This window comes from Vibrio sp. Y58_MX_L22 (assembly GCF_024181865.1).
Classification (GTDB): domain Bacteria; phylum Pseudomonadota; class Gammaproteobacteria; order Enterobacterales; family Vibrionaceae; genus Vibrio; species Vibrio alginolyticus.
Genome location: NZ_JAMZAN010000007.1, coordinates 262,114 through 275,534, shown reverse-complemented (window position 1 = coordinate 275,534; position 13,421 = coordinate 262,114). Strand labels below are relative to the sequence as shown.

9 protein-coding genes are annotated in these 13,421 nt (G+C 45.9%); 1 reads left to right on the top strand and 8 read right to left on the bottom strand.

Annotated elements, in window-relative coordinates; genetic code table 11:
* Nucleotides 1–12: 12 nt before the first annotated feature.
* The 3 genes from pstA to NL626_RS17505 all read right to left on the bottom strand — a co-directional run bounded on the left by pstA (nucleotide 13) and on the right by NL626_RS17505 (nucleotide 2,753).
* Nucleotides 13–876 (bottom strand): phosphate ABC transporter permease PstA, encoded by an 864-nt coding sequence (pstA, locus tag NL626_RS17515; protein WP_005383923.1) that lies wholly within the window; start codon nucleotides 874–876, stop codon nucleotides 13–15.
* A gap of 22 nt (nucleotides 877–898) precedes the next feature.
* Nucleotides 899–1,831, bottom strand: a complete 933-nt coding sequence (gene pstC / locus NL626_RS17510) for a phosphate ABC transporter permease subunit PstC (protein ID WP_005375154.1) — start codon at nucleotides 1,829–1,831, stop codon at nucleotides 899–901.
* A gap of 100 nt (nucleotides 1,832–1,931) precedes the next feature.
* Nucleotides 1,932–2,753 (bottom strand): phosphate ABC transporter substrate-binding protein, encoded by an 822-nt coding sequence (locus NL626_RS17505; RefSeq protein ID WP_005375153.1) that lies wholly within the window; start codon nucleotides 2,751–2,753, stop codon nucleotides 1,932–1,934.
* A 330-nt stretch (nucleotides 2,754–3,083) separates the two neighbouring features.
* Between NL626_RS17505 and NL626_RS17500 the strand changes: the two genes are divergently transcribed.
* Nucleotides 3,084–4,727 carry a methyl-accepting chemotaxis protein gene (locus tag NL626_RS17500; RefSeq protein ID WP_154203997.1) on the top strand — a complete coding sequence of 548 codons (1,644 nt, stop codon included), beginning with the start codon at nucleotides 3,084–3,086 and terminating at the stop codon, nucleotides 4,725–4,727.
* 104 nt (nucleotides 4,728–4,831) lie between these two features.
* Here NL626_RS17500 and NL626_RS17495 read toward each other — a convergent pair whose 3' ends face one another.
* From NL626_RS17495 to NL626_RS17475, 5 genes are read right to left on the bottom strand one after another with little or no spacing between them, the layout of a single operon-like run.
* Nucleotides 4,832–5,407: a DUF1566 domain-containing protein gene (locus tag NL626_RS17495; RefSeq protein ID WP_031780859.1), complete on the bottom strand. Its 576-nt coding sequence runs from the start codon at nucleotides 5,405–5,407 to the stop codon at nucleotides 4,832–4,834.
* A 1-nt stretch (nucleotide 5,408) separates the two neighbouring features.
* On the bottom strand, nucleotides 5,409–6,860 hold the full coding sequence (locus NL626_RS17490) for a DUF1566 domain-containing protein (protein WP_154203998.1): 1,452 nt from the start codon (nucleotides 6,858–6,860) through the stop codon (nucleotides 5,409–5,411).
* Nucleotides 6,861–6,885: 25 nt separating this feature from the next.
* A complete protein-coding gene (locus NL626_RS17485; protein WP_253657579.1) occupies nucleotides 6,886–9,138 on the bottom strand; it encodes a proprotein convertase P-domain-containing protein in 2,253 nt (750 codons plus the stop codon).
* 9 nt (nucleotides 9,139–9,147) lie between these two features.
* Nucleotides 9,148–11,289: a TonB-dependent hemoglobin/transferrin/lactoferrin family receptor gene (locus NL626_RS17480; protein WP_137283044.1), complete on the bottom strand. Its 2,142-nt coding sequence runs from the start codon at nucleotides 11,287–11,289 to the stop codon at nucleotides 9,148–9,150.
* Nucleotides 11,290–13,287 carry a prolyl oligopeptidase family serine peptidase gene (locus NL626_RS17475; protein WP_033906726.1) on the bottom strand — a complete coding sequence of 666 codons (1,998 nt, stop codon included), beginning with the start codon at nucleotides 13,285–13,287 and terminating at the stop codon, nucleotides 11,290–11,292.
* Nucleotides 13,288–13,421 lie beyond the last annotated feature (134 nt).

Below are 13,421 nucleotides of genomic sequence, written 5' to 3'. Positions count from 1 at the left end.
TAACTAGTGTTGTTAGTAAGTTGCGGTGTTAAAACGTCGTGCAATCAGTTTCGTTACCATGTTGATCAAGAGAACAACCACGATAAGCACTGTTGCCGTACCGTAAGCCTGATTCCATTCTTCAACGGTAAACAGTTCGGTAGTCAGTTTGTATAGGTGGACGGTTAGCGTACGACCTGAATCTAATAAAGAATCCGGAATACGTGCAACCATACCTGCTGTCAGGAATACTGGAGCAGACTCACCAATGACACGACCAATACTCAGAATGACCGAGGTTAAGATACCTGGCATTGCGCTCGGAAGAATCAAACGCCAGATAGTGTAAATCTTAGAAGCACCGAGGCCATAAGAGCCTTCACGGTACGTTTGTGGTACTGCCATCAGCGCTTCTTCCGTTGTACGGATGATCACTGGCAGGATTAGGATACTTAGCGTCAATGCACCCGACAGAATCGAGAAGCCAAGGCCAAGAATCGCCACGAAGAAAGTCATACCAAACAGGCCGAAAATGATCGACGGGATACCCGCCAATGACTCGGTACAGAATCGGATGATTTTCACCAAACGACTGCCCACTTTCGCGTATTCGGTCAAGTAGATTGCCGTCATGATACCGAGTGGCGCTGCCACTGCGATAGAAGCGATAACCATGTAAATGGTCGCCACAATCATTGGGAAGATACCATGCTCTTCACCTGTGCGCGTATAGTTATCAGTAATGAAGTTCCAATCTACGTGTTGTAGACCGTTTGATAGGATGTACCAGATAATCCAGAACAAAAAACCTACCGTTAGTGCTGCCGAGATCCAGACAAATGCGTTAAAGACATTATCTTTGAACTGGCGTGCTTTTTTCAGTTTTGCGCGATCCATAATAGTCACCTTTAACGAGCGATTACTTCGCTTTTTCTCGGTTTAGGTACAGTAGTACAGCGTTCAACGACATGATGAAGACCAGAAGTACTACACCTGTAGCGTAAAGTGCGTTCGCGTGAACACCACTTGCGTAAGACATTTCAATAGCGATGTTTGCAGTTAGTGTACGAGCCGAATCAAGGATGCCTTCTGGCATTGCCGGCGCGTTACCCATAACCATGATAATCGCCATGGTCTCACCCAACGCACGACCGATACCCAGTATCACACCTGTCATGATGCCTGAGCGAGCCGCTGGAACGAGCAACTTAAAGATGGTGTAGATTTTCGATGCGCCCAGTGCCAAAGAACCTTCTTTATAAGTACGAGGGACAGCGCGGATAGACGTTTCAGATACCGTAATTACTGTTGGTAGAATCATCACACCAAGAACAATAATACCGGCCAAGATAGTGTTACCTGCAGGTACATCAAATACCTTCTGAATCAATGGAACGATAATAACCAGACCGAAGAAACCGTAGACCACTGAAGGAATACCGGCTAGCAGCTCAACCGCTGGACGGATAATGTCTGCTAATCGCTTTGGTGCGATTTCAGCGATAAAAATGGCGGTCAGAACACCAATTGGAACCCCAACAATGACAGCACCAGCCGTCGATACGATAGATGCCACAATCATCGTGGCGACACCGTAAAGCGCAGGTGGTAACCAGTTTTGTCCTAAGACAATGCCCGATACGCCTGCTTCTTGGAATGCCGGAATACTCTCTCGAACGATGAAGTATGCAATAACGGCTAATGAAACAATGCCGATTACGGCACTCGTTAGGAACAAGCCGTGGAAGATGCGCTCTTTCCAGTCTACACGACGCTTCTCGCGTAGGCCTGACTTGCTGATAGCTCTAGCGTCAGTATTCATAAGCTTTTCACTATTTGTTGCGATGGTCATTTAAAAATCTCACGGTTCTGGGCAATGCCGTTGAACACAATGGATAGAAAAGGCTCAGCCCGAAACGTTGGGCTGAGCAAACTTTAGAGTCCCGATGGGATTAGTTAACTGAGATGTAACCTTTTTGGTCAACTAGCGCTTGCGCTTCGTCAGTTAGCATCCAGTCTAGGAATTTTTGCGTTTCTGTTGATGGCTTGCCTTCTTTGTAAAGAACAAGGAATGGACGCGCTACTTTGTAAGAACCGTTTTTAACGTTAGCTACCGTTGCATCAACGCCGTCGATTGCTAGCGCATTAACAGTGTTGTCTACAGTACCAAGAGAAATGTAGCCGATTGCGTATGGGTTAGATGCAACCATTGTTTTCAGTGCGCCGTTACCGTTTGCAACTTGAGCACGTTGAGAGATAGCTGATACCTTCTTACCAGAAATCTTCATTTTTAGAGACATGATGTCTTCAAATGCGCCACGAGTACCAGAAGCTGTGTCACGAGTAATGGCTACGATTGGCTTGTCTGCACCACCGACCTCTTTCCAGTTTGATACTTCGCCTTTGTAGATTGCAGTCACTTGCTCGGCTGTTAGACCTGGCAGTTTGTTTTGTGGGTTAACAACCACTGCGATACCATCACGAGCAACCACTTCTTCGATTAGTGTTGATTCTTTTTCAGAGTCTTTTAGATTACGAGAAGACATACCAAGGTCTGCTGAACCATTTTTCGCTGCTTTTACACCAGCTGAAGAACCAGGACCTTGAACTTCGATAAATACGTTAGGGTTCTTCTTCATGTACGTTTCAGAGAAAACTTCCATCAGTGGAGTTACGCTGCTAGAACCCACTGCAGAGATAGTTTCTTTAGCAGAAACAGGAGTCACTGCCATTGCGCCTAGAAGTGCGATTGCACCGATTACTGTCTTTTTCATCACAATTTCCTTAAGTGGCTTTATTGCCGTTGTGTTTCACTTGAACGGTGCTCACTTTAGAATTTGAATATGACAGTTGTGTTTCACTTAGTTGAACCCTCTATGACACGTTGTCATTTCTAACTATTAATTCCGCGACTTATCCCTCTCTCAATTTGAACGTAACGTTTTTATAAGTTGCCTCATGTTCAAGATGATAACCCCATCGATTTTGGTACATTTCATAACAATTAGATATGAGTAACTCATTGATTTAGCGAATGTAACAATTAAAATCGAAATGCTTATTTATAAAAAAGATAATAATCAAACCGATAGAGGGTCAATCTCATGCGTCAATTTCTTAGTACGCTTTCTATTAAACTTCAGGTTTTTCTGCCTGTTCTATTCACAGTTATATTACTCATCATTGGACTGAGTGTCGGAATCGGTAAACTCGATCAAGCATTCAATAAGGTTTCGGCTTCCACCCATAAGCTAATCATTCACAAAGAGGAACTTAGCGGCATCGTAGACAACACTTACGCCATGCGCATCAAAGCCATTTATAGTCTATTTAGAGCCGAAGATGTTCAGTCTCTCAACCAAGAGCTTTCTGAGCGACAAAACAAAAACCGCGATTTTCTTAACTCCATCGACAATCTCCCTGGCGTTCAAAATGAAGTCAATGCTATGCGTAAGGCCATGAATCACTATGTTGATTTCACTCGCGTTACCATGACACCTCTGCTCACCACTAAACACTCTTCTGATTACACCACCTCTGATTTCAATCAAAAGTACGAATCTGCAATGGCTGAGTATCGATTAGCTGGCGAAGCGATGATCAACGCCATCGACAAACTATCTAAACAATTGAATCAAATCGTCACCGATGAAGTCGAAACGAATGGCGAACAACATTCAACCACGCTAACTTACAGCGCCGTCTCGCTTGCGGTGATCTTGAGTGCCGCTTCACTTATTAGTTGGGTACTCGCCAGCTACATCGTTGCGCCGATTCGTAACCTTCAAGTAACGATGCAGGAAGTCGCGAAGGGAAACCTACTAGTTAAGGCCGAAGCCATCGGGAAAAACGAAGTGTCTCAGCTGGCTCGAGATGTAAACCAAACCATAGAAAAACTGCGTGAAACTGTAAGCGCATTGGTTCGCATTAGTGAAGATGTGGCATCAGCATCAACAGAGTTAGCAACTGTTATGACTCAAAGCAGCGTCAACTCGGATCAAGAAAAGCAAGAAGTTGAGCAAGTAGCCTCGGCGATCAATCAGCTAGAGTCGACCGCAGCTGAAGTATCAACCAATGCACAAGAAGCCGATAGTGCATCAAATCAAGCACGTACGTTAACCTCACAAAGTATAAGCATGTTTGGGGAAAGCACTCGCGCAAGTGAAAAGATGGCGGAACAACTTAACGAAGCCGCTGCCGTCGTGACTTCACTAAAAGATCAATCAGAACACATTGGTCGCGTGATCGAAGTGATTGAAGGTATTTCTGAGCAAACGAATCTACTTGCACTGAATGCAGCGATTGAAGCTGCACGAGCGGGCGAAAGTGGCAGAGGCTTTGCGGTAGTGGCCGATGAAGTACGTATGCTGGCAGCACGAACTCAGGAGTCCACCAAAGAGATCCAAACCATTATAGAAGAGCTACAGCAACAATCTGGTCACGCAAATGAAAGTATGCATTTCAGCTTAGCCATGTTGTCAGACAACCAAGCTCTGACACAAGAAGTTAGCCAATCACTTGCTAATATCAGTAATGCTATCGCCGATCTGAATTCAATCAACACTCAAGTTGCGACCGCATCAGAAGAGCAGAAGCAGGTCACGGCTGATATCAACAACAACTTAACGAACATCTATGAACTAGTGAGCCAGAACGTCACTGGCATTACGCAATCCGCTGCTGCCGCTCAAGAGCTTTCTGGCTTAGCGGAAAACCAAAAACATCAGCTTAAGCAGTTCCAAGTTTAAATCTCTGAACAACACGATAAGCTCCAAAGGTCAGAAAAGAAAAAGCTCCGCACTGGCGGAGCTTATTATAAAGGCAAAGCTATCAACCCTTATTAACGTAATAATTATTCATCTGTCACTAACAAGAGAGAACTTTTGAAACTTGAGTTTAACGGATCTCTATTGAAAACCTCACCATTAGTCGTATCAAAAGTTGCAACATGCTTACCGTCGCCATTAGGTGTGTTGCTCCAGACATAACGCCCTAGAACATCATCTCCATCTGTCAGACTATAGCCGCTAGCAAACCCTGTACTATTTATGGCTGGGCTGTGGCAAGCTCGCTCAGTCAGAGATACCAGCTCTTTGATATTTGCTAGTCGCCAATTTTTTTTGTCAGCAAAATTGTGAAGAGGATGGTTGCCATCCTTATTACGAATTTGTTTGGCTGTGGAGAGAGCGAGTTGCCATGACATTGTAGATCGCGTCCCCTGGCATTCTTGATTTCCTACATTCCATGTCATACCAACTGGACAGCGCATCCATGTAAGACCTGTTTTTAAGTCAGTTACGGTACCGTTATCAGAATATGTATAACGCGTGTTAGGTGCCGTTTTAGCAAAGTCAGTAGAACACTCTTGTGCAGCAATTGCAGTTTGAGAAGCCAAAGCAAGAGATAGTACAGTTATTAATTTCTTCATCTTATTGGCCCTTTACTGCTACTAGACGGATTGGGAATTGGTATGAGTCATCGGCGTCTGCACTTGTGTTGCTTGAGCGAATATCGACGAGTGAAATAGTGCCTCTATCTACGCCCCGAGAGATAATTGCAGGAAAATAAACCTCAGCATCAACGAGCTGTGATGATGTATTCACAAACGTAAAGTCGCTATGCCAAAACGCACCATACTCTAAATAAGGACTGCCTATCGTTTGCTGTGGGAAGTATTTAACATTGAAACCATACACGTTGTGTGGCGCATATTCCTCGTTCGGAGCGAACAGTGTTTGTTCACCAAAATCTAATAAGTCATATGTTTCACGGTAAGTAGGCAAGCGCCAAACAGTGATTCCACATAACGATTGTTTGTTTATGTACTCAACATATTGGCTAGTGGTACAAACTTCATCACCAGCGTCTTTACAACCTGCAAGCTCTACATCTTTGCTAAATGGCTTAAATGTTTCAGACTCAAACGCAAACAGGCGATCTTTAAATTGAACCGAGCTCGCATCCGCACTCTTATTTTCCCAAACAAGACCAGTACGCTCGTCCATAGTACAAGCCCACTCAGTCGCATCTGCAGCTAAAGCTGCACCTTGTGAATCTAGCTTAACGAACTTAAAGCCAGCGCCTGTCGACGTTTGCTTGTCCTCTTTATCGAAGCCGTATTCCGCATCTTGACCAGGGTAAGACGCTTGAACCTCTGCTACGTCTGCTGCTCCTTCAGCAAAATAAAGAACGGCGCCCGTATCGTTACTACCAACCGTTTGTTCAGCAACCGCTACAATTTCTTCAGCAAATGCACTCACTTCCACTTCAGACAGAAGATCAGAGGCCAATGATTTACCCTGGAAGCTAAGGCTTTGAGCAAGCAGCGCTACGCCTTGGGTCATTTGTTGTGGCTGCATTGCAGCTAATAGTGCAACCGTGTTTTGCTCTAGCTTATCTAGCTCGCTGGCTTCTGCGTTAGACATTACCGTTCCAGACAGAGAAACACCGGCATCGGTGAGTTGTGCTTTCACAATCTCTTCAGCTTGAGCAACGGTTTTACCGTCAATTACAAGACCCGCGAGCAACGTTGTTACACCATTGACCGTGTTGCCCGTTGCTAAATTTTGGCCCGGAGCCGCAAGACGCAACGTTTGGTTTGAACCTTGATCAACTTGAGCAAGAATGGTACTGGTTAGTACGTTTTTGTCGCTTGAAGTCAGGCTAAATTTACCGGCATTATCCGTTTTAGCACTCGGTTCAGTAGTATCACAAACGTAGTTTTGGTTTAAATCGATGCAGACTGGCGTATCAAGAAGTGTACCTGCAGAAACGATGGTGCCAGCTACATCATAGGTCGGTGCCGACGTGTCACCACCAGAACCTCCGCCACAGCCAGCAAGGGCTAGTGACATAGCAACGAAAGAATATTGAAACTTCATAGATTTTATCTTCTTTTGATTTTAATTAACGAGAGCGAATCACTCTCACCATTGAAAGCAGGAAAAGTCCTAACAAGGTCCAAGGCGAACCACTGCCACCTGAACCACCGCCACTGCTTTCTTTAGTGGTATCAGCACTACACTGATACTGAGCAAAGTGACTCACACCCCACTCTTTCAACACCCCAGAGTTCCCTGACACGCGGTCAGACACTTCGAGACGCCAAGTACCCCAACTCGGTTGACCGACAAGTGCTTGTAACTCCTCGTCATACTGAGCGGTGAAGTAACCTTTAAATCCTTTGGTATTGCTTGATTGATGGCTAAGTAGCACAACCGATTTGCCTTGTGGAGACACTAGCGTCACTTGCAGATCTTGCAGTGAGTCATGTTCGATGTTCAGGTAAACCGCAAACGAATCATCAATCGTGCGTGACTTGTCCGATAGCGTCTGAGAGAACAGTCTGTCGCCCTGCTCCGGTAAAGCGGAATTCACTGATTGAGGCTGGATATCGAGCTCTGGCGTACCATTAACCAGCATCACCTTTTCACTCCACTGGTGAGTCTTTAGGCCTTCAGCAAATTGATAATCCAATGAAATAGAGGAATCGAATTGCGTGCCACATGTTAGACCGCTTGGTAACGCCACCTTCATTGAGGTCGAGTCAGAAAGCGTTTCATCAAAGTCGAAAACAGATGCGTTGTTTAGCTGCCATTGTCCTTTGATGCTCGCTTCGCGGCCAGTTTGGCTCAGGCTCAAACCAACGTCTTGACCTTGTGCGATGTATCGAGCGTCATAGCGAACACGAAGAGGCGCTTTAAGTAAGTTGTGTCTGTTGAAGCTGTCCGTCAGGAATTGGGCGTAGTCTTTATTTGGGAACAAAGTTTTTGCGGCAAACACGGTCGATTCCGCCAGATCATGCATTTTCACGCCACGACCAATGCCGTACATGCCTTCAAGTACAATGGCGTCAAACTCGCGGAACACGTTATCGGTATCATCACCGTATCGTTCAACCGATGCTTTAAGTGCTTGGAACAGTGGCGTTGACCATAACTCGTCGCCTAGTTCACCGCCCACACTAACGTGCGCTGGATACTCTGAACCCTCGAAGTAACGAGCTCTTTGGTTCCATAAGCTACGAGTTGTTTTGCGTGTTCCGAACACACCGTCCCAGTTGAACACCGTATCTAACTCGAATTCTTGACCACGACGCGAAGCATCCAAATATTGAGTGCGGTAGCTCGCGCTGCCCGCCCAGTAATCAGCAAAACCTTCTGCGATAGCACCAGTGTGGCCGTACGCCCAATCCGGTACGATTTGGTAATGAATACCATGCCCAAGCTCATGTATCACGACATCAGCATCGACTGCATCCGGAGAAACACCACCAACACCCAGCATGAGTGCTTTCGGACCGTAATAGTAAGTAGAGTTATCTTTTGATAAACCGCGAGCGTCAAAACGAAGCGGTTCGTCAAACAAGTCGTAAGTCAGGCTTGTCAGATATTGGATCGAGCTATCAAGATGATAAAAAGCCATCAACTGTGGGAACGCACTGTCACCAAACTCGGTGCTTTGCATCTCATCAACACTGTCAAACGCTTGAACTCCTTCTGCGCTGAGAAAGTCCAACGTATCAAGCACAGGTGCTTCACCAGGTGCTGGGGCTGCAAATAAACCCGTCGCATCCACTTGCTTTAATCTTGGGTTAGAGAGATAGAACTTACCTCCCGACTTTAAAACCTCAATCGACTTGGTTACGTACTCGATCGGCTGAGGGTAATCGGACAGTGCTGACCACGTCGATTCTGGTGCTGCTTGCTGTTGCATGGTGCGAAGATCTGGGTTGAATAAAGAAACCTCAACATCAACCAGACTTCCAGAGCTCAAAGCCGGTGGCTCTTGTGCTTGCAGTTGGCGAGGCGATTCCAATTCCATTGCAACCGTTGGTTTACCGTTGCGAATGATCGTATCGTCAAGGCTCTTAAACACTCGCACAACGTGATGATTTTTATCGGTTGTTACTACGAGGGCACGCTGTGCTTGATATTCACCGTTAACCCAAACATCAAAATTGTAATGCTTGCCAAGCTGAGACTGGGTTTTGTAACGGAACTTAAACTCGCCCGCTTCTGAGTAGTGGCTGTCTAGATAAGTTTTCGCTTGCGCTTCATTGGTCACCACAGAATCCGTTGAGGGATAATCCCACTCTGCAGCCAGCGCCGCAGGGGTACATGCAATAAGCAGTGAAAACGCCAATGGTTTTAGCTTCATGATTTCGTCCTAGAATTCGTATTTTGCAGTCAGCGTGAAGTAGCGCCCTGGCTCAGTTGAGTAACGCTTACTTTCCTCAACGATACCCGCTACGTCTTGGTATCGGATGTATTCTTTGTCGAATAGGTTGATGATGTTTGCGCTAACACGAAGGTCTTTGGAAACGTGGTAAGTTGCGCCAATATCAAACGTATTCCACGCACTTGTCTGCGCGCAATCTGTCGCTAGGCCAAGCGTAGTCTGGCATTTAGGAACGCGATCCATTGCCGCGGCCCAGTTCCAAGCCACGTAAGCATTGAAGTCTTGGTTGGCGTATTTCAGTTGAGCGTTACCTTCGAATGGCGTAATGCTTCGAACGTATTCACCTTCCGCGTCTTTGCCATCTACGTAACCAAACTTGGTGCTGATGTTCCATCGCTTAGTGATCGCGTAACCCGCAGAAAGCTCTGCACCATACGTCTCGACACCATCGAGGTTTTGGTATTGTTTAATGTAATTACCATTGCTTGAGTCAAAGCCCGTGGTCACAACGTCGATGAAGTTTTCAAACTTGTTGTAGAACAAAGACGCATAGACATACGCACGGCCGTTATCGAACTTGTTACCGATTTCAAATGAGTCGGAAGTTTCAGCTTCTAGATCCATGTTTGGTGCAATGACAAACGGCGTGAGCGGCACAAAGTCGTGGCTTACGAAGCCATACGCTTTATCGTATTCCGGAGCACGGTAACCATGGTTATAAGATACATAAGCGATGTTGTTGGCAAACATTTCACGAGAAACCGAAAGACTTGGAGATACCTCTGAGCTATCCATGTCTTTTAATGGGAAGCCGCCCACTTCACCCGCACCGTCTGGCGTGAGACGGTGCGCATCAAAGCGTAGGCCACCTGTGATGGTCCATTTATCCAGTTCCACCATGTCTCGGACATACAAGCCAATGTTATAAGCACGAGCAGGAGCGAAAGGTTGTTTGGTCGAAGGTGTTACTCCGTTCCAATCAATCTTGGAGTCGCTATCTGTGCGTTCGTAATAGTCAGTAGAAAGCTCGACACCGTAAGCCAATTGGTGCTCAGCATTTGCTGCATAAATCGTATTGGTGAAATCGCCACGGAAGCCAATTGTTTCGTCAATGAAGGTTTTGTGTTCCAGCTCGCGACGCTTGGTGATCAAACCATTGTGATCCACTTGGCGCATTAAACGGTTGGTGTCTTCCACCACTTCGGTGTGACGCCAGTAAACTTTGGTATCCAACTCTTCGAACCAAGTTGGATTAATCGGAGTCACCTCTGCACCAATATAAGCGCTGTACTCTTCCGTGGTTTCATCCTCAGCAAAGTCTTCAATATGCCAAATTCCATCAGGTTGAATGGACGGTGAACCCTCCAAACGCTCTTGGTTCTGGGTGTAGAGTTCCGCTTTGGCTTTCAACATCACCTCTTCATTGAAAAAGTGGTTGATCGTATAAGCACCGCTGTAACCATCGAGGTCGCGGTTATACAAATCTTCATCAAAGTTACGTGTCTCTTGTCCTTGCCAGTATGAAACGTTAAACAAACTCTCTGTATCACCGGAACGAAAAGCTAGATTACTCGTGCCTTTGTACTTGTTGCTGATATCGGTGTAAGTACCGGAAACATCGGTGTAGAAGTCTTTGTCTTTTAAGAAATCACCCGGCTGACTGGATTCTAAAATCACCACACCGCCGATCGCGCCAGAGCCATGCACCGAAGAACTTGCCCCTTTAATGATTTGCAGCGATTCAAAATTGGATAAATCAAAAGTATCTCGCCCAACGGCATCATTAATGTCATTCGCACCGAAGCCATCCGCAGAACGAATGCCATCACGAACGATCATAATACGGTTACCCGTCATACCACGGATGGTAATGTTTTGCGGACGTCCTGCACCGCCCGTCACGCTTACACCAGGTTCGTTACGCAGCACGTCATATAGCTCGGTCTCGCCTCTTTCTTCGATTTGCTCGTTTGTGATAACCGCGACACTACCTGCCACTTTTGACAATGGCTGATCGATTTTATTGGCGGTTACCACCACCTCTTCCATTGAGAAAACCTTAGATTCGGCGTGCACTTGACTGGCAGCAAGTACCGAAAGTACTGCCGCTGACACTGGGGTAAGCTTCATTTACTGCTCCGCTTTAGATGTTTTAATGAGTGATAGTAGAAATGCGTATTCTTTTGCTTGTTGTTCTTGCGCTTGTCGCGGGTCCATTTGGTGGCCCGAATTAAAATTAGTTTGCAACAAGTACGGCCCGTTGCGCTCACTTAACGCTGAAACTTTAGCGAGATACTTTGCGCCTTCCCAATATGGCACGCGCTGATCGATTAAACCGACTTGAACCAACATGGGTGGGTAAGCGTTTTTATGGATATTGAGAATCGGATCGTACGCCTTCATTAACGCCAATTGTTCAGGTTTGGTTGGGTTACCCCATTCGCCATACTGCTGTGTGGTAAGCGGAAGTGAGGTATCCGACATACTTGCAACCACATCAACAAAAGGCACTTTAAGTACGACACCTGAAAACAATTTAGGATCTTGATTAACCGCTCCGGCCACCAACGTACCACCAGCACTAGAACCGATGGCGAAAACCTCTCTATTGCCACGTTCGAATGTTTGCAGCGCCTTCGCGGCCGCGACAAAATCACCAATAGAATTGGCTTTTCGCACACCACGGCCTTGCTCGTGCCATTCATCGCCAAAGTACCCACCGCCACGGACATGGGCGATAGCGTAAATCACACCTTGGTCGAGTAAACTGATAACCTGAGGCATAAAGTACGGTTTCATCGTAAAACCATACGCGCCGTAACCGTAAATCAACACAGGAGATTGTGGGTGCAATTTGTCTTTGCGATACGCCAAAGAGACCGGGACAGAAACGCCGTCGTGCTTAATAAAAATACGTTGGGTTACATAACGCTGACTATCAAAGTCTTGGTAAGCATCTTGAGAGTACAAGGATTTATTCAGCGTTTTTACATCGAACTCTTCCCACTGAGGAGGCGTAGTCATCGACATGCTTCGGATACGAATTTTGTTTGATTCAAAATCGCCCAACGTGCTTAGCCAAGCGACATTACCATCGTGTTCCAATGGCAGTATCACTTTTTCCTGACCTTGGTAAGAATACACCGTCAAAGTCGACACATTGTTTGGCTTGCTAAGTGCCACAACTCCTGCATCATAAAGGTAGAACTGTTCAAGCGGCTCACGAGGATTGGTGAAGCGTTGCCATGTTGCGCCAAGCGGTGCGAGTTCGGCTTGGTAAAGGGCGAACTTTCCTTCAAAGTTGCTTTTCAGATAAATGTAACCTTTCGCCACATCCGCGTAATATTCCACACCCACTTCAGGCTTTCGCAATGAATCTGAGACAGTGCCCGTTTCTAGATCGACAAGCTTCTGCTCTGTTGTTGACTCGTTGTTGCTTTGCAGCACAGCATAACGGCTATCTGCCGCACGATAGAAAGAAAGTAACCAATCTGACTTGGGTTCATTCCATAGGACTGTTTTTGCCAAAGATTCAGTGGAGATACGTAAGATCTGATGAGGTCGCTGAGTGCGCTTTTCTTTTGCAACGAGGAATGCCACTTTCCCGTTAGGTGACAACAATACGCCACTATCGACGTGCGTCGCCAGTTCCGTAGATTGGCCGGAGAGTAAATCAACAACCACAGCACGATATTGTTCGCTACCGTCGATATCTTCCGTGAAAAGGAGCGTGTCACCATTCACTTGCCATTGACCAAGTTGGTAGTACTGATGCGCAGATTGTCGTTCATCGAAATCGAACACCACGTTTTCTGGTGCATGTTGACTCGCACGGGATAATAGTAAGTAACGACCATCGCGACGCGTTAGCGTCCACTCTCTTCCACTCATGATCGACCATGGCTTATCACCTTTGTCTGCCACCATGGTATCCCACTGCGTGAGTAGGTTTTTTGTCAACGTCTGATAACTTTTTTGGTGCTGTTCAGTTTTGTGGTTTTGTTCTGTTAGGTAGGTAAGAACTCGCTCATCTTTACGAGCATCATCTCGAAGCCAGTTGAAATCATCAGCAGCAAAGCCAGAACTAGAGGTAATTATGAGCCCTAAAAAAACATGAGTAAATTTCATATAGAGAGCGAATTCATTTATAGGATTAATACAATGGCGCGTATTCTGCCCTTAAATAAAAATGAGATCAATTATCATTTTCATAATCATGTGAGATTTTTATCTAGTGTGTGAGGAAAAACGTTTGCTTTGAC